Here is a 23288-nt window from a genome sequence, read left to right as displayed (position 1 = left end):
GCAGGGGCGGGCCCCGGCGTCAGCCCAGCAGGAAGGTCACCGCGAAGAGCACCGGGACCGTCGCGAACGTGGAGATCAGCACGGTGTCGCGGACGGTATCGACCTCGACGCCGAAGCGCAGGGAGTAGGTGAACACGTTCTGGGCCGTGGGCAGCGCCGCCAGCACCACCACCGCGAACAGGTCCGGGCCGGACAGGCCGAAGGCCAGGGCGCCCAGCGCCCACGCCACGAGGGGCTGCACGACGGACTTCAGGGCCACCGCGAACAGCACGGAGCCGCGCTGTGGGCCGCGCCCGGGCATGCCGGAGCCGTGCAGGGAGATGCCGAACGCGAGCAGCATCGCCGGGACCGCCATACCGCCGATCAGCTCGAACGGCTCCAGGAACGGGGCGGGCGGCGACCATCCCACCGCCGAGACCGTCACCCCGGCCAGGGAGGCCAGCAGCAGCGGGTTGCGCACGGGGGTGCTCAGGGCGCGGCGCAGCACCGGGCCCGCGCCGCGGACGTCGCCGCCGGACAGGTCCAGCACGGTCACGGCGACCGGGGCCATGACCAGCATCTGCGTCAGCAGGATCGGGGCCACCAGGGAGGCGTCGCCCAGGACGTAGGAGGCGATGGGCAGGCCCAGGTTCCCGGCGTTCACGTAGGAGGAGGTCAGTGCGGACATGGTGGTGCGGGATACGCCCCAGCGGCGCAGCAGGCCGGCCGCGACCACGACGAGGACCACGGCCGCGACGCTCAGGGCGCTCACCACGACCTTGCCCGACCACAGCACCGACAGGTCGGTGTCGAGCAGGATCGTGAACATCAGCGCGGGGCCGGCCACGTAGAAGGCCAGGGCGCTGAGCACGTCGCGGGCGCCGTTGCCCAGGAGCGAGAGGCGTCCCAGCATGTAGCCGATGACGACGACGGTGGTGATGACGCCGAAACCGGTGACCACGCCGGACACGGCACCTCCAAGGGCTCGGGGACCTTTGGACGGTACCCCCGTACCGGGGAGGGCTGCCAGGGTGCGGGTCACACCGGCTACGCTCTACCGCACTCCCCACCCGTCCGGAAGGCGGTCCCCGTGGTCATCCGGAGAACCCGTGCCGCGGCCCTGTGCGCGGCCGCCGCGGCGATCGTGTGCGCCGCGGCCCCTTCTCCGCACCCGGACCCGGTGGACCGCGCCTCCCCTGGCGGGCCGGTGTACCGTCCCCGGGAGGTCGGCACGGTGTCGGAGGTCGCCTGGGAGTGGTCCGCTCCCGAGGGCCGGGGGCTCCACCGGGTGCTGGCCGGGGTCTCCGGCGCCCTGATGGTGCTCGACGACGGCGTCATCGCCCTGGCGGGGGACACCGGTGCGGAACTGTGGCACCACCGGGAGCGGGGCCGGCGCGTGGCGCGGGCCGCCGTCACCCCCGACCGGGAGACCCTGCTGCTGGCCTACGCGGGCCACGGCTTCCGGGACGTGCTGGCGCTGTCCACCGGGACCGGAGAGATCGTCGGCGCGTACCGGGAGGACGGGGGCCGGGGGGACGGGGGCCGCGAGGAGGGGGACCTCGGGGAGGAACACCTCACCGACGGTCTGCGGGTCTCGGTCCGGGGCGAGGGCGCGGCGGTCACGGTGACCGCGCGCTCCCTGTTCGACGGCGGGCGGGCCTGGTCCCACGGGGTGGACCCGCCGGTCCCCGACCCGGAGGCCTTCCACCACGGGGACGTCGCCGTCACCCCCGGGGCGGTGGCCGTCACCGGCACCTTCACGGACGGGGACGGGGACCACACGGCCGTCGCGGTCGCGCTGGAACCGGATACCGGTCGGGTCCTGTGGGAGCGGGAGCACGGGTTCACCGACCACACGGCGGCCGTCCCGGAGCTGACCGCCTCGCCGGACGGCGCGGTGCTGATGTGGGAGCTGCCGTACACCGACCCGGGCGGGCGGCTGCTCCACCGGCTGCTGGAACCGGCCACGGGGGAGGAGGTCCCGGGGACCTTCCTGCACGACGTGGAGCGCCGCCGGGTCGCCTTCGGGGCGGACGGGTACGTGGACCACGCCTGGGACACCGACACGGACGAGGTCGAGTACCGGTACGTGGGCTTCGACGGCACCGTGCGGGAGGAGGTCACCGCACCGGCCCGCCCGGGGGAATCGGAGACCCACCGGGGGTGGCGGCTGTCCGACGGGGTGCTGCGCCTGCACTTCGTGGAGGGGCCCGACTCCGTCCGCGGGCCGGTGACCGCGGAGGTCCTCTCCTGGGACGGCGGGGTGCGCAGGATCCCGCTGGGCCCGGCAGCGGACGGGACCCGGCCGGAGCCCGGGCCCCACGCCTACCGCGCGGGCCCGGTCGCCGTCCGGGTACCGGGGGCCGTCCTGGTCACGGAGGACACCGAGCGGTGGCGCGGGCCCGGACGGGTCGTCGCGCTGCGCTGACCCGCACGCGGCGCCGCGCGGCGGGGCGGTGTGCGCCGGGGCGGTGCGTGTCCGCGGGGCACGCCTACCCGCGGGGCGAGGGCGGGGCCGAGGGCTCCGCCTCCTCTTCCTCCCGTGCCTCCTCCTCGGCTTCGCGCTCGGCCTCCTCCTCCGCCTCGCGGGCGGCCTCCCGGGCCGCCTCGCGCGCGGTGCAGACCTCGGCGGCGGGGGCGGAGGAGCCGTCCACCGCGATGACGGTGAAGCAGTACTCCATCACCGTGTCCTCGGTGAGGACCTGTGCGGACACCACCCCGGGGCCGGTGCGGGCCAGGGTCGCGGGGTCGTGTCCCCGGGGGCCGCCCAGGACGAAGAAGGACGCGGTGCCGCCGCTGTTGTCGGTCCAGGTGAGCATGACGTTGCCGAGGTTGTCCTGGAGGGCGACGGCGGTGGGGGCGGCCACCTCCGGCGGGGCGCTGGGCGAGACGGCCTCGTCGGCGGGCTCCTCGGACGGCTGCGGCTCCTCGGCGGGCTCCGCGGCGGCCGTCGTCTCCGCCGCGGGCCGCGGCGCCGCGGACGCGAACACGCCGGAGACGGCGGTGACCAGCAGGATGCCGCAGACCGAGACGGCGATGTGCAGGTGGCGGCGCCACCGGGAGGGGGACTCGTCGAAGGCGGCGGGGAGCCGGCCGGCGGTGTCCTCCTCCTGCTCGATCGTGTCGACGGGCAGGAAGGAGGCCCGGCCGTCGCCCGTCCAGCCCTCCAGCCGCGACCAGGCGCGCAGCGGTGAGATCTCCTCGCCGCGCAGCTTGGCCATCATGATCTCGGCGGTCCCGCCGGCATCGACCGCGGGCAGCCTGCTCCCCTCCAGGCCGGTCGGCCCGGCGGGCGGGGTCGGCGGGGGGCCGCCGGGGCCGTGCGGTCGGAAGGGGGGAGCGGTGGGGGCGGCGGGCGGGGCGGGGTTCCACGCGGCCGCCGCCGGATGCGGGCCGGACGGCGGCGCGTACGCCGGATGCGGGCCCGTACCCGGGGCCGTGCTCTCGGGCGGCCGCACGGGGTACCCGCCGCCCGGGACGCCGGGAGGCGGGGGTGTCGCGGCGTCCCACGCGGCCGCCGGGTGCGGACCCGAGGGAGCCGCCGCGGGCGCGGACGGCGGGGTGTGGGACGCGCCGGAGGGGCCCGGCGGCCGTCCTCCCGAAGCCGGTCCGTGCCCGGGATGCGGGCCGGAAGGGGCTGTCGCGGAGTGCGGTCCGGACACGGGAGGCGCGGGCACGCCCGGGGCGGTGGGGGGCTCGGACCCCCACGCGGCCGCCGCGGGCTGCGCCCCGGAGGGCGTGTACGCGGGATGCGCGCCCGAAGGCGTGTGCGCCCCGGGAGCGCCCGGCCCCGGAGGCTCCACGGTGTGGCCTGTGGCCGGTGCGGCGGTTGCGTCCCACGTGGCCGCTGGGGGCTGCGCGCCAGAAGGGCCGGGGGACGGGGCGGTGTGTGGCTGTGCCTCGGAGGGCGTACCGCCCGGGGCCGGTGTGGCGTGGGGTGCTTCCGAGAACCACGAGGCGGCAGTGGGGTGCGCGCCGGAGGGCGCGCCCGGTGCTGGTGGTGCGGGTGGCTGTGCCGGTGCGGGAGCGCCGGTGGGGGGCGTTTCGGGGTTCCATGCGGCGGCCGGGGGCTGTACTCCGGAGGGTGCCGAGGCGGTCGCATCCCAGCCAGCCACGGCGGGACGTGCACCGGGGGGTGTCGTGGGATCGGTGGGCGGTGCTCCCGGAACCCACGAGGCCGCTGTGGGGTGTGCGCCGGAAGGTGCGCCTGGTGCTGGTGGTACGGGTGGCTGTGCCGGTGCGGGAGCGCCGGTGGGGGATGTTTCGGGGTTCCAAGCGGCCGTGGTCGGCTGTGCGCCGGAGGGTGCTGGGGCGCTTGTATCCCAAGCAGCTGAGGCGGGGTGCGCGCCGGAAGAGGAGCCCGGTGCTGGTGGTGCCGACGGTGCGGGAGCGCCGGTGGAGGGGGGCTCAGGGTTCCAAGCGGCCGCCGGGGGCTGTACCCCGGAGGGTGCTGAGGCGGTTGCGTCCCAAGTGGCCGCGGCGGGGTGCGCGCCGGAAGGTGCGGTTGGCTGCGCGGTCGCGGGCGCGGGTGCGGGAGCACCGGTGGAGGGCGTCTCGGGGTTCCACGAGGCAGCCGCGGGCTGCACGCCGGAGGGGGTGGTGTGCGGCTGGGGCTCGGGGGTCGGGCGGGGGGATCGGGCCTGCTCGAAGGCGTTGGCGAAGGCCGCCGCGCTCGGGTAGCGCTCGCCGGGGTCCTTGGCCAGCGCGCGGGTGAGCACTCCGCGCAGCTTGCGGGACACGTCGTTCCGAGGGACCGGCCGCACCTCGTGGGTGAGCACGCGCTCCGCGTACGTGCGCGGGTCGAACGACCCCTCCGCGAACGGCGGCCGCCCCACCAGCAGCGTCCACACCGTGGACGCCAGCTGGTACACGTCCGACGCCGGGGTGCGGGGCTCGCCGCGCAGCGCCTCCGGCGAGGCGTGCAGGAACGACTCCGCCCGCGGGTCGGGCGGCGGCGGGGCCTCCCCCGGGCGGTGCACCGCACCGAACCCCGTCAGCACCGGGGTGCGCCCCGCGCGCAGCACGTTCCCCGGGCACACGTCCCCGTGCAGCATCCCCCGCCGGTGCATCGCCTCCAGCGCCTCCGCGATCCGGCGCGCCACTGCCGCCGCCTCCTGCACTGGCGCCGGCCCCTTGCTCGCCAGCAGCTCCGCGAACGAGCCGTCCGGGTAGAACGGCAGCGCCACGAAGACGTTCCCGTCCGCGGTGCTCCCCGCGTCCAGCAGGGGCACCACGCCGGGCACGCCGCTGAGGTCGCGCAGCCGTTCGAGCTCGGTCCGCCCGCGGTTCGACGGCATCACCTTGAGCACGACGTCGGCCCCGCTGGTGGACCGGGTCGCGCGCACGATGCGGGCTCGACGCCCCTGCGTCAACGGGACCGGCGTCTCGTACCCGGGCGCCCATGAGGACATGAGAGGAAGGACCCCCTAGGTGTGGGTGGACGGGCGGCGGGTCAGGGCCGCGCGGACGTCTCCTGGGCGTTCGCGCCCCACCCGCGTTCTTCGTTGACCTCCTGCTGTCTGCCGAAGGCCCCCACCAGGGCGATGACGCCGCAGATCAGCGCGACGAGGATGAGTCCGCCGATCACCGCGGGCCACACCTGCTGGCGCCGCCGCCAGTAGCGGCTGGACCCGTACAGCAGCGCCGACCGCAGCTGGCGGTGGCGCAGCGCGTCCGCCTGGAGGACGTACTTCTCCTCGTCGGGCGTGTAGTGGAACGCCTCGGGGAGCTGCGGCTCCGGGTCGGCCGGGGGAGGGGTGGACATCGTCGCCGAGCCTACTAGAACAGACCGTCCAGGTACCGGGTGAGCTTGCTGTAGTTGTCCGCGGTGTCACTGGTGGCCGCGATCAGCGTCGCGAACGCCGCGTTCACCTCGGAGAAGTGGGTGTCGAACTCCTGCGCCTTGCTCTGGAACTGCGGGCTGCCCGACCCCTCCCACTTGCTCACGGTGGACTCGGACTGCTCGTGGATCTGGCTCATGATCGCGGTGAACCGGCCCAGGTGCGCCTGCTGGTCCTCGGCCAGGCCCTGGATACCGGCGACGTCGCCGTAGACGTCGAAGTTGGAGGCTCCCATGGGGTACGCCCTTTCTCGGAAAAGAGGGAACGGGGGTCAGGCGTTGATCGGCCGGGAAAGTCCGCCGAGGTCGGCGGCGGACTGTCCGAGGACGTCACTCGATTCCTGGTCGGTGAGGTTGAACTGGCTCTGCCCCTCGTTCAACTTGATGCCGTTCTGGCCGCACCAGGTCATGAGCTCTTCGAAGCGCTCGGAGAGGGCCTGCTTGGCGTCGTTGAAGTCCTTGAGGGACTGGCCCTGGAGGACGTTGGCGTCCTGGCTCATGTCGTCGATGAGCTGCCCCATCTGGGTCCGGAGATTGTCGGATTCCTGTCCGAGCTGTTCTCCGCCGCTTGCGAGGGCGTCGTGATTCTCAATACCGACGTGTGACATCGTGACCTTTCCGGTTGTTCGGGGGCGGGGGTTCCTCCGGGTGGCTTTTCGGCCACCGTGAGAAAGGAGGGGACGATACGGACGATAGTAAATTCCGGGCCTGAGGGTCAACGCGGGGCGGACATCCGAAATGTCTCATTCTGTGGGGCTTTCTGCGGGGACTGGAGTGCGCACCCACCGCACGGCCAGCGGCCACCCGTCCATGGACGCGTCGTGGAACCGGGGGAACAGCTCCTCGGTCCCGGCGACCTCCCCGTCCTCGCCCAGGTCGACCCGGAACCAGGCGGCGGGCGTCTGCACCAGGGCCGCATCTCGCTCCGCCGGCAGCGCGTACTGCTCGACGGGCCCGTCGGCGTCCTCCAGGACCCGGGCGGCGGTGTGCGCCTGTCCGTCGACGGACACCAGGTAGGCGCCCGCGGCGGGCTCGCCGGCGGTGGCGGCGGACCGCAGCAGGGCGGTCCCCGAACCCCAGACGGGCGCGTCGTCGAAGCTCTGCCAGGGGACGCCGTCGATGGTCAGGGTCGCGTTGACGACGCTGCCGGAGGTCTCGCGCACCACGAGGTTCCCGCCGCCGCTCACGGTGCGGGTCTGCACGCTGTCGCGGATGTGCAGGGCCCCGTCCGGGGTGAGCGACCAGTCGCTGGGCCGCCGGTTCTCGCCCAGCGGCAGGCTGCCCTCCTGGTTGGGGGTGCCCGCGGGGGCGTCCAGGGGCACCGACAGCACCCGGGGCGGGTTGGCGTCGGCGGGGTTGTCGGAGACGAACCACAGGCGGTCGCCGTGCACGGCCGGCGCGGACAGCACCTCCCCGGCGGGCGGGGTGATGCTCTCCACCGGCAGGTAGAAGAACGCGGAGGGCTCCTCCCCCTCGGTGGGCTCGGCCGTGGGCGGGGTCTCCTCGGAGTCCGTGAGGACGGCGACGTGGACGGCGTTGGGCTCGCGGGTGGCGTACACGTAGTACGCCCAGTCCTCGGAGAAGCGCGCGTGCACGGGCGGCGCGGTGGCCATGGGGTCGACGGAGCCGTCGGGCAGGTCGAACCGGTGCAGGGGGCGCCCCGTCTCCGCGTCGTGGAAGACCAGGGCCTGGTCGGCCTCGGGATCGCCGCCCTCGTAGCCTCGGTGCACGAGGGCCAGGCCGACGGGTCCCTCCTCGGCGAGGTCCTCGACGGTCTCGGGGGTGTCCTCGCCGGGTTCGTCCGCCGCTGTGCCTGTGCAGGCGGTGAGCGCGAGCAGGCACACGGTCAGAGCCAGGGTGCGCCGCATGGGGGACTGCCTTTCGGGGGAACGGTGCCGGGTTCCGAGCGTGCGGGGGGTGGGATGCCCCTAGGAAGATTACGGTTCGACCGGTGACAAAACGTTCACCGGGGGGACTCGGAATGGAACGCGGTACCCGCGAGCACGAGGTGACGGGCCGGTTCCGGTGCGCTCCGATGGCCGGTTCCGGCCACCGTCGGTGCCGGCGTCCCCTGCCCGGGGCGGAGTCCTGGGACTTTCAGCCGAGGTGTTCCACGGGCCCGTCCTCCTGTCGGAACGGCCGCCCCCCTTCGGCCGCCAGAGCGCTCCCGGTACCCCGTCAGGCGGCCTCCCGCTTCCGTTCGTCGCCGCGCATCGACGGCGGACGACCGGGGTGGCGGGTCGAAGGGGCACCGAAGCGGCCTCCGCGTCGACCGTGGGTGCCCGGATGTGCCGACCGCCGCAGTCCGGCGGCAGTCCATCCCGGGTCGATGGGGGACCGGTCCGCCCGTGGGGCGGGTGCAGGGCGGAGGGTGGTGCGGTATCTATTGTCGAATCTGTTCAGAGGGAGGTTGTGGCCGGGATTTCCGAGCAAAGCGTCGTCCGGAACGATCACGGAGAGGGGTTCGTGTAGTGAAACCATCGACTCTTTTCGGGGTGGAATTAGAGATCGCTTGAGGGTGGTTCGTTCTGGGGTGACGATCTCGGAAGAGTTCTTTGTTTCGATGTTTCTGGTGATGCGGGCGGGGATGTTGAGTGGTGTGTGACGGATTTTATTGAAAGGCGTGATCGGTATGCGTATTTCTTTGGAGGAGAAGGGCGGTTCGGAGGGTTGGCCGATTGGTCTTTTGAAAACCCGGTTTCTGTTCCTTGGATTTTCGGTCTCCCTGTTCGGGGTGGTCGGGTGTTCGATCGGTTCCGGTCCTGAAGTGGAGTCGGAGCCGACTCCATGGCACGAGTGGCATGATGCCGAGTGGGTGACCCGGACGGCGCGGATCGCGGTCCTGGATCGGATGGTGGAGGAGTACGGATCAGAAGAGATTCTGTCCGGAGCCGGCGAAGAGGGCATCGATGCCCTGGTGGAGAACGGGATTCTTGTATCTATGGAGGAAGGCTTTCGGGTGGAGCAGGATCCCGAGGACGGTTGGGCTCCCTGGGAAGAGTTCGCATACGACCTGAACCTGATCGATGACACCCTTGACCGCCTCCTGCGTGAGAACATCGTGGGCTGGTGCGGAGACGAAGTATCCGGTGAAGTCTTCGTTGATGATTACAAGGACCGGTTCGTGGACACCTTCGATTCGCAGGAGGAGTATCGCGAGAGCATTGCCGACTACGTCGACTGCGGTGACGGGCGCTTGTGAAGCCCGCTGAACCGTGTTCTCCCGGGAATGGATGTAGGCATGCCATGCGCTACCGAATGTTCTTGCGAAGTGAAGCGTGGGCGGCGGGGATCGTTCTCGCGCTTTTGACCACGGCCTGTGGAGTTCACGAGGGGGCCTCACGGCCGCTGCACCGAACTGGCGACGAGACCTTCCAGGCTCCGGATCCGGTCACTTCGGTCTCCGGAGTCGGCTGGGAGTGGGAGCCGCCCGAGGACACTCGGGCCCGTGATGTCCATTCGACTCCTGTCGGGGCCGTGGTGGAACTCGACAGCGGTTTCGTCGGCCTTCGGGGCGACACCGGTGAGGAACTGTGGACCTATACGGTCCCCGGCGTCGATGAGATTCACACCGAGGTCTCCTCCGACGGCACTCGAGCGGCCGTACGCTACACCGATGACGAGGGGGAACCCGTCGCGGTCCTACTCGACACCTCGACCGGCTCGATCGTGTTGGAGGACGCCCACTGGGACGGGGATTCCCGCTTGCCGGGTGCGGAACTCCAGATCCGTCGCCACTACGACGAGGACGGCTTTTCAGTGGAGGCCGCCGATCTGGACGACGGGCGGACCGCGTGGCGCCAGGAGGAACCCGTGGCGTGTTCCGAGGGGCCTTCCCGGCAGGTCCGGGGCACTTACCACGTTGACGCGGTCGTGCTTTTGGCCTACTGCGCCGAGGATGTGTCAGAGGAGGCCATGTACTCGGCCGGGCAGCAGGCCACCCACCTCCTCGCAGCCCTGGACCCCGGCAGCGGACGGGAACTGTGGTGCTACGAGGTCTCAGTGGACGACACCCAGGGTTACTTTCCGGAGAGCCGACTGACCCAGTATGGGGACACATTGGTGGTGAAGCTGCCGGGGGTCCCGGAACAACTGCTGTTCGACACGGCCACAGGCGATCTCCTCGAGGAGGTTCCCGGGCACGTTCTCGATGTGACCGCCGAGGCCTACCTGGCCCGCATGGGGACGATCGAGGACCCTGTGTTCGAGCTCCGGGGGTTCGACGGCCAGGTCCTCCACACGATTCCCACCGATCCCGGGGATGCGGTGGCGGTCGTGGACGAGGACCTGCTGGGGGTTCGCGTGGAGCGCGGCCCGGACGGAGACACGATCGATGTCGAGGTCACGCCTTGGCAGGGCGGGGACGGCGCTCTTGTGGAGACCGGTCTGGTCGTGGAGTCCGCGGACAGGGGTGAGCCGGGCCGTCTGCTCAGGGTGCCTGGTGCCGTGCTCCTGTACCCGTCGGTCGACTCGTCAACGGGGGACGACGGGATCGAGCACATCGTCGCCCTCCAATGACTCGGTTCGGAACAGCCCCGGTTCCGGTGGAGCCCGCGGATGAAAACGGGCCGTCGCCTGAGGTGAGGGGCGGATGACTCCGCACCTCCGCGCATGCGGGTACGCGATGGCCTGTACCTCTTCGCGCGGACGGACACGGTGCTCCGGTGTGCCGTGGCGCGGCCCCGGCCGCGACTTCGCCGGGGCCGTTCCGGTAGGGCCTGAGAGCCCTTCGGAGCCGGGGAGGCCGCGGGGAGGACGCCACCGGATGCCGGCCTGCGGGAGCGGACGGACCGGGGTGGTGGCCGGTTCCGGCCAGGCGGGCGCGGGGAGGCGGGGCCTCCCCGCGCGGGGTCAGGCCGGGGGTTCGCTCCAGCCGACCTGGAGGAGGTCCGGGCGCTGGCCGCGGCGGGCCAGCAGGGCGCGGCCCGGGGGGAGCTGGCGGGAGGCGGTGCCGTTGGAGAGGCGGCCCTCCATGCGGTCGCCGGAGAACAGCACGCCCGGGCTGGCCATGTCGTTGAGCGCCTGGAGCACCGGTTCGAACAGGGCGCGGGCCGCGCCGCCGGTGCGGCGGGCCGCGATGACGTGCAGGCCGAGGTCGGCGCCCTGGGGGATGAACGGGGCCAGCGGCGCCAGCGGGTTGGACCGCGACCCCGTCATGTCCATGTCGTCCACGACGACGTACAGGTCCAGGCCCTTCCACCAGCTGCGCTCGCGCAGCTGCTTGGGGGTGACGTCCGGGCCGGGCAGGCGCTCCTTGAGCGAACCGGCGAGGTTCCTGGCGACCGCGTTCGTCTGCTCGGTGGTGGTGCAGTACGCCAGCAGGTACTCCTCCGGCACCAGCTCCAGGTGGCTGCGCCGGAAGTCCACCATGACGATGCCGATCTCCTTGGCCGGCCGCCGCATGATCTGCTTGACCAGCCCGCGCAGCAGGGCGCTCTTGCCGCTCTGCGGGTCGCCGAACACCACCAGGTGCGGGTCGCGGGTGAGGTCGGTGGTGGCCGGGGCCAGGGTGCTCTCGGCCATGCCCAGCACCAGCTCCAGGCGGCGGCCCCGGGGGGCGCGGCGGCCCTTGAGCAGGTCGTCCAGCTCCACCCGGGCGGGCAGGGTCTTGACGCCCTGCACCGCGCCCTGGGGCCAGCGCTCGCCGACGCGGGCGACGAGGTCGGCCAGTCCCTCGGACAGGTCGGCGTCGGTCGCCGACCCGTCCACCCGGGGCAGCGCCACGTGGGTGTGGTGCTCGGCGGCGGTCAGGCCGCGGCCCGGGGTGTCCTTGGGGACCTCGTCGGCGACCTTGCGGCCGATCCCCGAGTCCATGGGGTCGCTGAGCCGCAGCTCGAACCGGCCGCCGAAGAGCGCCTGGAGCCGGGACCGCACCTGGGAGGACGCGGCCCCGGTGAGGATGGTGTGCACGCCCAGGGAGGGGCCCCGGGTGGCGATGTCCATGAGGAACTCGTCGGCCTCGTCGAAGGTGTCCCGGACCGACGACCAGCCGTCGATCATCAGGAACACGTCGCCCGAGACGCTCTCGGGCACCTTCCCCTCGGCGCGCGCCCGGCGCAGCGCCGCGGGGGAGTCCAGCTTGTACTTGCGGAACGCCCGCTGGCGCCGGTCGAGCTGGGCGCGCACGTCCACCAGCACCCGCTGCACCTTCTCGGGGTCGGCGCGACCGGCCACGCCCGCCACGTGCGGCAGCCCGTCGAGCGACTGGAGCCCGCCGCCGCCGAAGTCGATGGCGTACACGACGACCCGGCCCGGCGGGTACCGCCAGGCGAGGGAGGCGACCAGGGTGCGCAGCATCGTCGACTTGCCGGACTGGGGCCCGCCCAGGATCACCACGTTGCCCTCGCCGCCGGTGAAGTCCAGCTCCGCGGGCACGGTGCGCTGCTCGCGCGGGATGTCGGTGAGCCCGAACACGGCGCGCATCTCCTCGGCCGGCGGCTCGGTGCCCGGCCCCGCCGGGACCCTGCTCCCGCCGTCCGCGCCTTCCACGCCGTCCTCACCGTTCTCGCCGCCCTCGCCCAGTGCGGCGAGCACGGTGTCGAGGGTGAGCAGCTCGGGCAGCGGCGGCAGCCACACCGGCCGCACCGGCGCCGCCCCGGAGGCGACCAGCCGGTCCACGATGACCTGGAGGATGGTCCGCTTCTCCGCCTTGGGCGCCTCCTGGCGGCCCTTGAGCGAGCCGATCAGGGAGTCCACCAGGGACCCGGCGCCGGTGACCTTGTCCAGGCCGTTGTAGGACAGCAGCGGCAGCACCGGCTCGTGCTCGTCCTTCTCCTCCTGCGCGGGCGGCTCGTAGGGCCCCGACACCATGGCGGCCTTGAACCGCTCGAACACCGAGGTGTCCACCTTCAGGTACCCGGAGCCGGGCTCGGGCGGCAGGTGGTAGGCGTCGCCCACCCCGATCGCCTCGCGGCTCTCCGCCTCGGAGAACGTGCGCAGGCCGATCCGGTAGGACAGGTGCGACTCCAGCCCCTTGATCTTCCCGGACTCCAGGCGCTGGGTGGCCAGCAGCAGGTGCACGCCGATCGACCGGCCGATGCGTCCGATCGCCACGAACAGCTCGGCGAAGTCCGGGTGGGCGGTGAGCAGCTCGGAGAACTCGTCGATGATGATGAGCAGGTGCGGCAGCGGCTCCAGCGAGGGGTCGCCCTCCCTGGCCGCCTCGTAGGCGTGCAGGTTGGGCAGGTTCCCGGCGTCCTTGAGGATCTGCTGGCGGCGCACCAGCTCGCCGAAGGTGGCCTCGCGGAACCGGGCCACCAGCGAGTCGTCGTCGGCCAGGTTGGTGATGAGCCCGGAGCTGTGCGGCAGCCGGTCGGTGTCGGCGAAGGTCGCGCCGCCCTTGAAGTCCACCAGCAGCAGTGCCAGGTTCTCCGGCGAATGGTTGATGACCAGCGACGCCACCATGGTCCGCAGCATCTCGGACTTGCCGGAGCCGGTGGCACCGACCACCAGCCCGTGCGGGCCCATGCCGCCGAACGCCGCCTCCTTCAGGTCCAGCAGCACCGTGTTGCCGCCGGGCCCGATCCCGATGGGCACCCGCAGGTAGTCGCCGGTGCTGCGGCGCGCCCAGGTGCGGCGGGTGTCGAGGTGGGCGACGTCGGGCACGCCGAGGATCTCGGGCAGGCCGACGGTGGAGTGCATGGCGTCGTCGCCGTCGGAGGCGGCGATGCCGTAGGGCGCCAGGAGGCGGGACAGGGTGGTGAGGTGGGCGACGCCGGCCCGGTCCGCCCTGCCCTCCAGGGGCGGGTGGAGGGGGTCCCCGTCCTCGGTGGCGAGCCCGTCGCCGTCCTGGGTCAGGACCCCGTCGGCGTCGATGCGCAGGCGCAGGTCGACCGCCTCGGGCTCCTCGCGCTTGTCGGAGACCAGGGCGATGACGTGGATGCCCAGGTCGGCCAGGGAGGCCACCGGGGGTTCGGCGGCCAGCCCGGACAGGGTGGACTGGTGCTCTCCGTCGAGGACCACCACCAGCCGCTGCGTGCCCGGGCCCGGCGGGCGTCCGCGCCGCCGTTGCAGGTCCACGGTGCGGCGTTCGATCTCGTCGGCGAGGAGTTCGGCGGCCTGCACCGTGTTCCCGGCGACGAACCGGGCGGGCATGGGCCCGTCCTTGGCGTCCTCGAACGTGTTGTGCGGCAGCCACTTGAGCCACTCCCACCGGTCGCGCAGCCGCTGGTCGCGGACCACGCCCACCCGCAGGTCGTGCGGGGAGTGGAACACCGCGAGCTGGGCGAGGAGCGCCCGGACCAGGGAGCGCCCGGCGGCCCGGTCGCCGATCACCGAGACCACGCCGTACTCGCGCAGCGGCAGCACCAGCGGCATCTCGGGCACGTCCGCGTAGAGGTCGATGAGCTGGTCGGCGGCGCCCTGGCAGACGGGGTCGTAGACGATGAGCGGGGAGGAGGTGTCGACCTTCAGCTTGAGCCGCCGGGCCAGCGGCCGGGTGCCCGTGCCCAGGCGCGCGTCGAGGAAGTCGGGGTCGGTGGCGCGCCGCTCCCAGCGCCGGGCGCGCGACCGCGCCGGCTCGGTGAGCAGGTCGGGGGCGGGGTGGCGGAACGCGTTGTCGGCCCGCTGGGTCGAGGCGACGTCCCGGACGATCTCGCGCAGCTGGTCCAGGTAGTCGAGGTAGCGTTCGCGCTGCTCGCGGATGCGCTTGCGGGGGCCGTTGTGCTGGGCGACGAACATGATGATGCCCACGACCACGCTGGCGAGCATGATCATGACCCCGGCGACGGCCATCAGCGGGCGGTGACCCATGGTGATCGACATCAGCAGCGACCCCGAACCGGTGATGATCGGCATGATGATCATGGCACCGGAACTCGACGCGGGCGCGTTCTCGGGCATCTGCGGAGGGGCTGCGATGACCAGCGGGGACGTCCCGGGGGCGGGGGGAACGCTGCGGGCAGGCCGGGGGACCGTCCTCGTCGCCACGGGCACCTCTCTTCCGTCCACCTACAGGGGGCTGGTGTCTGGGTGACTACGCTAGGCATGATCTCGCGAACGCCGCGAATCGCCTAATTTCACTTCAGTCCAGCCCCCGACCGGTCATGACGCCGCACAAGGCGTCCGAGCCGAGACGACGAAGGAACGATGGGTGTGAGTGGATACTGCCGGGTGACCGTCACCGGTCCGGAACGCTGGGCGGATCTGGCCCTGCCCGGGACGGTGCCCGTGGCCGCGCTGATGCCGCGCATCGTCGAGGTCTGCGCCCCCGACGACGGGTCACTGGAACCCGCGGCCTGGACGCTCACCACCGTTGACGGCGCCCCCGTCCACCCGGACGAGCCCCTGGAGGGGGCGGGGGTGCACGACGGCGACGTGCTGCTGCTGGAACGGCGCACCGCTCTGGGGAGACCCGCGCACGTGGACGACGTGCGCGGGGCGGTCGAGGACCGGATCGACGCGACGGCGCGGATCTGGAACCCCACCACGACCTTCGCGTTCGGCCTGCTGGCCGCCGTGATCGGGCCGCTGGCGGTGCTCGGGCCGGCGATGCGCCTGTACCCGTCGCCCTGGCACCTGGCCGTGGCGGTGCTGGGCACCCTGTTCGCGATCGGCGCGATGGTGATGGCCGCCCGGCGGCCGCTGCCCGCCGTCGCGCACGTGCTGCTCGCCGCCTCCTGCGTGTGGGGCGGGGTGGCGGCGGCGACCGCCGCCGGGCTGGTCACCCGCTCCGAGCCCCTGGTGACACTGGCGTTCGCGCTGGTCGGCGCGCTGCTGGTGGCGGCGGTGGGCTGGGCGCTGCACGAGACGGGCCTGCCCTACATCGCCGGACTGGGCGTCGTGGCGCTGGCGGCCGCGGTGCTGGTCGTGGTGGGCATCTTCGTGTCGCCCGTGTACGGGGCGCGGTCGATGGGGATCCTGCTGGCGCTGTGCGTGGGCGTGCTGCCGCGGGTGGCGATGGTGATGGGCGGGCTGTCGGGACTCGACTACGAGGTGGGCCGTTCGGGGCAGGTCGCCACCGAGCGGTTCGAGGACACCTTCACCAACAGCGACCGGCTGCTGCTGGGCATCGTGACGGGCGCGGCGGTGTCGGGGGGCGCGGTCGTGGTCCTGCTGGGGGTGCTCGCCGAAGGGCTGCCGGACCTGCTGCTGTGCGGTCTGCTGTCGACGCTGCTGGTGCTGCGCTCGCGCCTGTTCGACCGGATCCGGCACGTGCTGCCGCTGCGCCTGGCCGGCCTGGTCGGGTTCGGCGCGACCGGGTTCGCGGTGGCCGGGGAGTACGGGTTCCTCGCCGCCTGGCTGCCGGGGGCCGCGCTGCTCGCGGGCGTGATCCTGGCCTCGCTGAGCTGGGTGCGTCTGACCGACGTGCCGCGCGCGTCGCTGCGCCGCCTCCTGAACTGGACGGAGATCCTGGTGGTCATCGCGATGTCCGGGGTCTTCGCCTGGGCGATGGGGCTGTTCGGCCTGGTCGCCCGCATGACCGGCTAGTCCGTGACCCGGGGCGGTGCCGCCGCTTCGGACCGGTCCCGGGCCGGAGGCTCCTCCCCGTGCTCCCGGGCGGCCGCCCCCGCGGCGGCGCCCTCGGTGAGGGCGGCGATCCGGCGGCGCCGCCGCACCTCGCGCAGGGACACCCCGACGATGCGGGTGGCCACCACCGCGCCGATCACCGCCAGCGGCAGGACCAGCGCCGTCACCGGCTGCCGGATCCCCTCGTAGCGGGCGCCGGAGCCGTCCAGCACCAGGAACCCGGCCGGGCGCGCCCGTACGGCGCCGACCCCGCCCGCACCGTCGCCCCCGGTGGCCAGGAACCGCCCCGAGCCGCCGCCCATGAGCGTCAGCGACGCCACCCGGGCCACCGGGACGACCGTCGTCGCCCCGTCGGAGACCGGCGCGCCGAACACGGTCTCGACGCGCGCCGAGCCGCCGGTGCGCTCGATCAGGCCGGACAGGGCGGCCACGGCCGGGTGGCGTGCGGCACGGCGCGCCGCTGCGGATTCCGACATGTTCGTTCGTCCCCCCGGGAGTGAAAGCGGTCTTTCACGCTATAACGCCCATCGCCGCGCCGGGCGGAATCCCCGGCCCCTGGCGCGTTCCGGCCAACCGGAGCCGCCGCGCCCGGCCCGCCACGCCCGGACCCCCGTCGCCGGCCCGCCGGCCCCGGTCAGAAGAGCGGCTCGCCGGGCTCGAAGGTGTCCGGGTCCACCGGGACCACCCGGTCCTCGGGGGTGATGACCACCAGGGCCTCCCCGTCCGGGTGCTCCGCCGCGCGCCGGAACCGGAGCGGGTCCTCGGCGCCGGCCAGCAGGTCCTCGCCGCTGCGGACGTCCCACACGTACGAGGTGTGCTCGGCGGTCTGGTCCCCCTCCGCCCCGGTGAAGACGTACCAGTCCGCGTAGAGCCGCTCCCCGTCGGGGGAGAACCCCAGGTGCCCCAGCTCGGCCCTCGTCCCGGCGTCGGCGAACCCGCCCATCGTGAACGACCGCACCTCGCGGCGCCGCGCGTAGTCCCACCACACCAGCCGGTCCCCGGAGACGAACACCACCTCGTCGGTGCCGGGGACCACGAGGAAGTCCGGCTCGGTCAGGTCCCGGACGGTGTGCAGCTCCTCGCCGCTGCGCACGTCCCACACCGTCAGCTGCGAGGCGTCGGCCGTGATGATCCGCTCCGAGTCGGGCATGGACGCCGTGATGACGGAGTCCTCGACCGCCTGACCCACCGGCTCCCCGGTGGCGGTGTCCACCAGGCCCACGTGGGGCTCCTGCATGCGGGCGTCGACGAAGACCGTCATCAGCGAGCCGTCGGGGCTGAACCCGACCTCCCGGACCGACTCCGGCTCGTCCACCCACACCCCGTCGGGGCCGCTGGGGCCGCGCTGCGGGCCCAGGTGCTCGACGGTCGTCCCGGACGGCAGGTCGAACGAGGTCGCCATGGTCACCGGCGTGTCCACGCCGTCGAGTTCGCGCTCCACCCCGGCCGCCACCAGGCAGCCCGTCGGGGAGAACACCGGGGCCGTCGGCCCGGACACCCCGGCCAGCCGGGCCACCTCCTCCCGGGTGTCCCAGTCCCAGATGCTCAGCCCCTCGGTGGTGAGCACCGCCAGCAGCTCCCCGGAGGGGTCGAAGGACAGCGCCCAGGCCGGGGCCCGCTCCCCGGACAGCCGGTCCTCCGGGGCGGGGTAGGCGACCCCCTCCGAACAGGGGGAGCCCTCGGACATCACCGGGGCCGCGGGCTCCTCCTCCCGGCCCGCGTCCCGCCAGGCCCACACGCCGGCGGACGCGACGGCGGCCAGCGCCACCGCGCCGGCCGCCAGCGCGACGGCCCGCCGCGGGCGGGGGCGCGGCCGCGGGTCCGTGGCGGCAGGGGCGTCCCCGGCGGCCTCGACCAGCGCCCGCTGCTCCCCGGCCCGGGCGCGCACCGCCGCCAGCACCTCCCGCGGCCAGGGGTCGGCCGCGCGCGGCCCGCCGAGCATCCGCACCAGGTCGGCGGTGCCGGGCCGCAGCACCGGGCTGTTGCGCAGGCACGCCTCCACCAGGCCGCGCAGTTGCAGCGGTACCCGGGGCAGCCCGGCGGGGCCCTCCAGGCCGCTCGCGGCGTACGACACCGTGGCCGCCCATGAGAACACGTCGGTGCCCGGGCCGGTCCCGCCCTCGGGGGCGGCGAAGGAGGGGTGCGGCGCCCGCAGGTCCACACCGGCGACCGCCCACTCCAGGCCGGGGTCGGCCAGCAGGGCCCGTTCGGTGGTGACCAGCACCCCGGCCGGCCACAGCGACCCGTGCGCCCGGCCCGCCGCGTGCACGTCGTCGAGCGCCAGCGCCAGGTGCAGGGCGAGCGCGTGCAGAGCGTCCGTGGACAGCGGCCCGACCTCGGCCACCAGGTCGGGGAGCCCCATGCCGTAGGGGTGCTCCACCGCCGCCCACGGCACCGCGCCGCGCAGGTCGGCGGCCAGCACCGTGCACACACGGTCGCTCTCCAGCCGGTACCCGGCCTCCACCAGCTCGCCGAACGCCGCGCGGAACCGGGCGTCGGTGGCGTGTTCGGAGCGCACCACGCGCACGGCCGCGGGCGGCCCGCCCGGGGCGGAGGCCAGGTAGACGCGCGCGTAGGCGTCCTCGCCCAGCCGGGAGTGGAGCCGGTAGGGGCCGACGGAGGGCGGGTCGTGCGGGTGCAGGGGCTGCATGGTCCTTCAGAGGGTCTCCGGGAGCGGGGCGGGGCGGCCGGCGGGGATCAGCCGATGCGGTCGATCAGCCTCATGCGGGCGGGGTCGATCACCCAGACGGGCGCGTTGCCGATGGGGACGGCGGCGAGCACCTCGTCGTCGGGGTGCACGGTGAGCCACTCGATGAACCCCTCGTCGCCGTCCTCGGTGATCTCCCGCCCGGTGGACAGCTCCCACACCTTGGTCCCGAACAGCGGCAGGTCGTCCTCGGTGATGAAGAAGTCCGACCCCTTGTAGTTGGCGTACACCCGGTCGGCCGTCGGGTTCACGGCGACCTCTTCCAGAGAGCCGCCCTCGGGGACCTCCGCGGTGAACTCCCCGAGCCGCTCCCCGTCGGGCAGGGAGGTGCGGACGATCCGCCCGTCCTGGGTGACGTGGAACATCTCCGATCCGGAGAACGCGATGTTGGAGCCCAGCGTGGACCGCACCCCCTCCAGGCGCAGGACCTCCTCGCGGGTGCCGGCCTCCCACAGGATCAGCACCCCGTTGTGGTCCACGCCGACGACGTGTCCGCCGTCGGGGGTCGTCCGTATCTCGTCGGCGGGGCCCGGCCCCTTGTAGAGGCCGGTGGCCTCGCCGGTCTCCAGGTCCAGCTCGATCACGGCGGCGTCCGACCCCCAGTCCGAGTACAGCAGGGACCCGCCGTCGGCGGCGAACGCCACCGTCTCGGCGTCGGTGCCCTCCTGGAGGACCCGGTGCTCCCCGGTCTCGACCGTGATGACGTGGACCCCGTCGGAGTCGGCGTAGGCGATGCGGCAGCCGTCGGGGGACACCACCGGGACGGCCCCGAAGCCGTCCGTCTCGATGCCGATGAGGCCCAGCTCGGTCTTCTCCCGCCAGTCCCACAGGGCGATGCCGCTGTCGCCCCCGGCCACCATGACGTCGCCGTCGGGGGAGAACACCGGGGTGAGCATCTGCGAACCGGGGGCCCGGGGGTGCTCCCGGGCGGCGTCGGCGTACTCGGGGGCGATGTGCTCGGCCAGGTCGCACCGCTCGCGGGAGCCGGGGCGCTCCTCGGGCCCCCCGTCCTCCCCGCCAGGGGACGACACGGCGGCCCAGGTGCCGACCCCGCCGGCCAGGGCCAGCGCGGTGGCGGCCGCGCCCGCGGCCAGGAGCCGGCGGCGCCGCCGGGACCGCTCCAGCGCGCTCCTGTCCAGCGGGTGGGCGTACACGGACGACTCCACGGCCTCCCGGTACTCGCGGGCCGTGGCCTCCAGGAGCGCCGCGGCGGGCGGCGGCAGCCAGTCCGCGGCGGAGGCCGCGGGCGGGGCCGGGCCGCCCAGCACCTCCAGGACCTCGCCCGTGGTGGGCCGCAGGGCCGGGTCCTTCTCCAGGCAGGCGGTGACCAGCGGCCGCAGGGAGTCGGGCACCCCGGTCAGCACCGGGTCGTGGTGGGTGATCCGGTACAGCACCGCCGACGGGTGGCCCTCGCCGAAGGGGCCGCTGCCGGTGAGGGCGTAGACCAGTACGCCGCCCAGCGCGAACACGTCGGACACGGTCCCGCCGGGCTCGTTCCGCACGTTCTCCGGCGCCATGTACCCGGGGGTGCCGATGATCCGGCCGTCCTCGCCGTGGGCGTCCCCCAGCGCGCCCGCGATGCCGAAGTCGATCACCTGCGGGCCGGACGCGGACACCATCACGTTGCCGGGCTTGAGGTCGCGGTGCACCGTCCCGTCGGCGTGCACCCGGCCCAGCGCCTCGGCGATCCCCCGGCCCAGGAACCGGACCGCCTCCTCGGTGAGCGGGCCGGTGAGCTGCACCAGGTCGTGCAGGGAGGGCCCCATGACGTACTCGGTGGCCATCCACGGCGTCTGCCCGGCCGGATCGGCGTCCAGCACCCGGGGGGTGTAGGGGCCGTGCACGCGGCGGGCCAGGTCCAGTTCGCGTGCGAACCGGCCTCGGAAGTCGGGGTCGTAGGCGTACTCGGCGCGCACCGCCTTGACGGCGGCGACGGTGCCGTCGGGGCCGGTGCCCAGGTAGACACGGCCCATGCCGCCCACCCCGAGCAGCGCCCGGATCCGGTAGGGGCCGACATCGCGCGGGTCGCCGAGGGTCAGTGGTCGCATGACGGGCTCCTCAGGTCAGCTCGGCCACGGTGGCGTACTCGCCGTCGAGGATCAGGATCCGGCCCCCGCCGTCCGCGACGACCGCCAGGTGCTCCCCGTCGGGGTGGGCCGCCAGCGGCGCGTACACCGGCACGTCGGTATCGCGCACCAGCTCCCCTGTGGCCGGGTCCCAGGCGCTGCCCCGGTCCTCGGCCCACCCGAAGGCGGCGCCGTACAGCAGGCCGCCGTCGTGGGAGTAGCCGAGCCCGGTGATGGAGTCGTGCTCCTCGGACGGGGGGTCCATGGTGCGCAGCACCGCCCCGGTGGCGATGTCGACGGTCCTGACCTCCCCCTCCCGGTTGTGGACCGCCATGGTCCGGCCGTCGGGTGACAGGGCCGTGTAGCCGAGCACCCCCTGCTCCCCCGGCAGGGTGTGGACGACCTCGCCGGTCTCCGCGTCCCAGACGGTCACGTCGGAGGGGTCGTCGCCCCAGTCCGTGACGAGGCCCACCAGGTACGCGTCGCCGACGGCGAACTCCAGTTCGCTGAGCGCCCCGTCCACCGGGATCTCCAGGTCGCCGGGGTCCCCGGTCTCCACGTCCCAGATCTGGATGAGCCGGTCGTTGTCCGGGTTCCCGCCCTCGGCGGCCAGCACGGCCACCCGGGACCCGTCGGCGGTGAAGGCCGGCATGTCGTAGAAGCCCCGGTCCTGGTTGTCGTAGCCGATCCGGGTGATCTCCTCGCCGGTCTCGGCGTCCCACAGCATGACGTACTCGTCGTTGAGGCCGAAGCCGACGGCGGTCAGGCCGTCGGGGCGCAGGTCCGCGGCCTCGGGGGCGGGGGAGGCCAGGGTCCGGACCAGCTCCTGGCCGCGCCAGTCCCAGACCGAGACCCCGGAGATCCCGAAGACGTACAGGGTGTCCCCGTCCTCGGAGAACACCATGTCGTAGATCCAGCCGGCCAGCGGGGACTCCCCGCCCTCCGACGGTTCGGCGGACGGGCTCCCCGACGGTTCGGCGGCGGCCGTGGCGGAGGGGTCCGCCCCCGGTCCCCCGGCCGGCGACCCGCGTTCGGGCAGGGTCAGGGCCAGCGCGGTGCCGCCCAGCAGGACCGCCGCCGCGGCCGCCGCCGACACCGCGGTGATCTGGCGGCGTGTGCGGTCCCGGCCGCCGGGCCCGGGCGGGGACCCGGGCCCGGTGCCGGGCAGGACCGCCTCCGGCCCGGGCACGGACGGAGGGGGCGGCGCCATCTCCTCGGTGGTGCGCTCGGCCTCCTCCACGGACCGGGCCCGGTCCTTCCGGAGGTCGATCTGCTCGGTCACCGGCGAGGGCAGCCAGCCGTGCTCGGCGGAGGGCAGCGGCAGCTCCGCCAGCCCGGCGAGGATGTCGGCGGCCTCCGGGCGCGCGTCCGGGTCCTTGGCCAGGCAGCGGGCGAGCATGTCGCGCAGCGGCCCCTCGGGGGCGGCCGCCAGGTTCGGCACCCCGGTCATCACGCGCCGCAGCACCCCGCCGACCGGGCCCCCGCCGAAGGGCGGTTCGCCGCTCGCCGCGAACAGCACCGTCCCGGCCAGGGAGAACACGTCGCTCTTGGGGGAGACGCCCTCGCCCACCACCTGCTCGGGCGAGGTGTAGGCGGGGGTGCCGAAGGTCTGCCCGGTGCGGGTCAGCACCGTGCCCTCCACCGCGCGGGCGATGCCGAAGTCGATCACCTGCGGTCCGCGCGGGGACAGCAGTACGTTGCTCGGCTTGAGGTCGCGGTGCATCAGCCCCGCCTCGTGGATGGTCCCCAGCGCCCGGGCCAGGCCCAGGGTGAGGACCAGCAGCGACTCCGGGGGGAACGGCGCACCGGACAGCACCGCCTCCTTGAGGGTCGGCCCCGGGACGTACTCGGTGGCCATCCACGGCACGTCCGTCTCGGTGTCGGCGTCCACCACGGCGGGGGTGAACGGCCCGCGCACCCGGCCCGCGGTGCGCACCTCGCGGGAGAACCGCTTGCGGAACAGCAGGTCGTGGGCCAGTTCCTCGCGGACCACCTTGAGCGCGGACAGATGGCCGTCCGGGGTCCGGGCCAGGTAGACCCTGCCCATGCCGCCCTCGCCCAGGCGGGCGAGCAGGCGGTGGGGCCCGATGCGCTGCGGATCGTCGGGGGACAGTGGTCGCACGGCGGACACGTTCCTCACGGGTGCGGGGTACGGGGGCGGAGAGGGTCCTCCGTCAATGTAGCGGTCCCGTGATGAACCGTTCGAGGAGTGCCCGAACCGGGACCCCGG

15 protein-coding genes and 1 pseudogene are annotated in these 23288 nt (G+C 73.9%); 4 read left to right on the top strand and 12 right to left on the bottom strand.

Going from position 1 to position 23288, the window contains the following annotated elements; genetic code table 11:
* Positions 1 to 19: 19 nt before the first annotated feature.
* Positions 20 to 949: an AEC family transporter gene (locus ABZ249_RS05555; RefSeq protein ID WP_355257683.1), complete on the bottom strand. Its 930-nt coding sequence runs from the start codon at positions 947 to 949 to the stop codon at positions 20 to 22.
* A 120-nt stretch (positions 950 to 1069) separates the two neighbouring features.
* On the opposite strand from ABZ249_RS05555, the gene ABZ249_RS05550 reads away from it, so the two are divergent.
* Positions 1070 to 2407, top strand: a complete 1338-nt coding sequence (locus ABZ249_RS05550) for a PQQ-binding-like beta-propeller repeat protein (RefSeq protein ID WP_355257680.1) — start codon at positions 1070 to 1072, stop codon at positions 2405 to 2407.
* A 64-nt stretch (positions 2408 to 2471) separates the two neighbouring features.
* On the opposite strand, the gene ABZ249_RS05545 is transcribed toward ABZ249_RS05550, so the two are convergent.
* The 6 genes and pseudogenes from ABZ249_RS05545 to ABZ249_RS05520 form a co-directional block, all read right to left on the bottom strand.
* Positions 2472 to 3203: a hypothetical protein gene (locus ABZ249_RS05545; RefSeq protein ID WP_355257961.1), complete on the bottom strand. Its 732-nt coding sequence runs from the start codon at positions 3201 to 3203 to the stop codon at positions 2472 to 2474.
* A gap of 1500 nt (positions 3204 to 4703) precedes the next feature.
* Positions 4704 to 5390 (bottom strand): annotated as a pseudogene (locus ABZ249_RS05540) (protein kinase); the annotation flags it as partial.
* 41 nt (positions 5391 to 5431) lie between these two features.
* A complete protein-coding gene (locus ABZ249_RS05535) occupies positions 5432 to 5743 on the bottom strand; it encodes a hypothetical protein (RefSeq protein WP_220564330.1) in 312 nt (103 codons plus the stop codon).
* A 14-nt stretch (positions 5744 to 5757) separates the two neighbouring features.
* The gene (locus ABZ249_RS05530; protein WP_220564331.1) at positions 5758 to 6054 is read right to left on the bottom strand and encodes a WXG100 family type VII secretion target; all 297 of its coding nucleotides are present in this window, start codon (positions 6052 to 6054) and stop codon (positions 5758 to 5760) included.
* A gap of 36 nt (positions 6055 to 6090) precedes the next feature.
* On the bottom strand, positions 6091 to 6339 hold the full coding sequence (locus ABZ249_RS05525; protein WP_255646960.1) for a hypothetical protein: 249 nt from the start codon (positions 6337 to 6339) through the stop codon (positions 6091 to 6093).
* 222 nt (positions 6340 to 6561) lie between these two features.
* Positions 6562 to 7686, bottom strand: coding sequence for a hypothetical protein (locus ABZ249_RS05520; protein WP_355257675.1), 1125 nt, complete (start codon positions 7684 to 7686; stop codon positions 6562 to 6564).
* A 755-nt stretch (positions 7687 to 8441) separates the two neighbouring features.
* On the opposite strand from ABZ249_RS05520, the gene ABZ249_RS05515 reads away from it, so the two are divergent.
* Together ABZ249_RS05515 and ABZ249_RS05510 are read left to right on the top strand one after the other, a co-directional pair.
* The gene (locus ABZ249_RS05515; RefSeq protein ID WP_355257672.1) at positions 8442 to 9020 is read left to right on the top strand and encodes a hypothetical protein; all 579 of its coding nucleotides are present in this window, start codon (positions 8442 to 8444) and stop codon (positions 9018 to 9020) included.
* Positions 9021 to 9295: 275 nt separating this feature from the next.
* Positions 9296 to 10336 carry a PQQ-binding-like beta-propeller repeat protein gene (locus ABZ249_RS05510; protein ID WP_355257669.1) on the top strand — a complete coding sequence of 347 codons (1041 nt, stop codon included), beginning with the start codon at positions 9296 to 9298 and terminating at the stop codon, positions 10334 to 10336.
* 333 nt (positions 10337 to 10669) lie between these two features.
* On the opposite strand, the gene eccCa is transcribed toward ABZ249_RS05510, so the two are convergent.
* The gene (gene eccCa, locus ABZ249_RS05505) at positions 10670 to 14623 is read right to left on the bottom strand and encodes a type VII secretion protein EccCa (protein WP_355257945.1); all 3954 of its coding nucleotides are present in this window, start codon (positions 14621 to 14623) and stop codon (positions 10670 to 10672) included.
* 288 nt (positions 14624 to 14911) lie between these two features.
* Here eccCa and eccD point away from each other — a divergent pair, with 288 nt between their 5' ends.
* A complete protein-coding gene (gene eccD / locus ABZ249_RS05500) occupies positions 14912 to 16246 on the top strand; it encodes a type VII secretion integral membrane protein EccD (RefSeq protein WP_355257942.1) in 1335 nt (444 codons plus the stop codon).
* On the opposite strand, the gene ABZ249_RS05495 is transcribed toward eccD, so the two are convergent.
* From ABZ249_RS05495 to ABZ249_RS05480, 4 genes are all read right to left on the bottom strand, one after another.
* Positions 16243 to 16761: a hypothetical protein gene (locus ABZ249_RS05495; RefSeq protein ID WP_355257666.1), complete on the bottom strand. Its 519-nt coding sequence runs from the start codon at positions 16759 to 16761 to the stop codon at positions 16243 to 16245. The two genes, eccD and ABZ249_RS05495, sit on opposite strands and share 4 nt — an antisense overlap.
* A 158-nt stretch (positions 16762 to 16919) precedes the next feature.
* The gene (locus tag ABZ249_RS05490; protein ID WP_355257663.1) at positions 16920 to 18935 is read right to left on the bottom strand and encodes an acyl-ACP thioesterase; all 2016 of its coding nucleotides are present in this window, start codon (positions 18933 to 18935) and stop codon (positions 16920 to 16922) included.
* Between the two features lie 47 nt (positions 18936 to 18982).
* Positions 18983 to 21040, bottom strand: coding sequence for a serine/threonine-protein kinase (locus tag ABZ249_RS05485; RefSeq protein WP_355257660.1), 2058 nt, complete (start codon positions 21038 to 21040; stop codon positions 18983 to 18985).
* 10 nt (positions 21041 to 21050) lie between these two features.
* Entirely contained in the window at positions 21051 to 23180 is a 2130-nt protein-coding gene (locus tag ABZ249_RS05480; protein WP_355257657.1) for a serine/threonine-protein kinase, read from the bottom strand.
* Between the last annotated feature and the right edge of the window lie 108 nt (positions 23181 to 23288).

Origin of the sequence: Nocardiopsis sp. NPDC006139 (assembly GCF_040614155.1) — a bacterium.
Lineage (GTDB): Bacteria > Actinomycetota > Actinomycetes > Streptosporangiales > Streptosporangiaceae > Nocardiopsis > Nocardiopsis changdeensis.
The sequence above is the reverse complement of the archived record's forward strand: the minus strand, read 5'-3'. Positions and strand labels throughout refer to the sequence as shown.

What these genes read in the sequence shown, in the direction of transcription:
- ABZ249_RS05495 (WP_355257666.1), bottom strand. Translation starts at nt 16,761, where the DNA reads ATGTCGGAATCCGCAGCGGCGCGCCGTGCCGCACGCCACCCGGCCGTG.
- eccCa (WP_355257945.1), bottom strand. Translation starts at nt 14,623, where the DNA reads ATGATCATCATGCCGATCATCACCGGTTCGGGGTCGCTGCTGATGTCG.
- ABZ249_RS05530 (WP_220564331.1), bottom strand. Translation starts at nt 6,054, where the DNA reads ATGGGAGCCTCCAACTTCGACGTCTACGGCGACGTCGCCGGTATCCAG.
- ABZ249_RS05525 (WP_255646960.1), bottom strand. Translation starts at nt 6,339, where the DNA reads ATGGGGCAGCTCATCGACGACATGAGCCAGGACGCCAACGTCCTCCAG.
- ABZ249_RS05545 (WP_355257961.1), bottom strand. Translation starts at nt 3,203, where the DNA reads ATGATGGCCAAGCTGCGCGGCGAGGAGATCTCACCGCTGCGCGCCTGG.
- ABZ249_RS05520 (WP_355257675.1), bottom strand. Translation starts at nt 7,686, where the DNA reads ATGCGGCGCACCCTGGCTCTGACCGTGTGCCTGCTCGCGCTCACCGCC.
- ABZ249_RS05535 (WP_220564330.1), bottom strand. Translation starts at nt 5,743, where the DNA reads ATGTCCACCCCTCCCCCGGCCGACCCGGAGCCGCAGCTCCCCGAGGCG.
- ABZ249_RS05485 (WP_355257660.1), bottom strand. Translation starts at nt 21,040, where the DNA reads ATGCGACCACTGACCCTCGGCGACCCGCGCGATGTCGGCCCCTACCGG.
- ABZ249_RS05490 (WP_355257663.1), bottom strand. Translation starts at nt 18,935, where the DNA reads ATGCAGCCCCTGCACCCGCACGACCCGCCCTCCGTCGGCCCCTACCGG.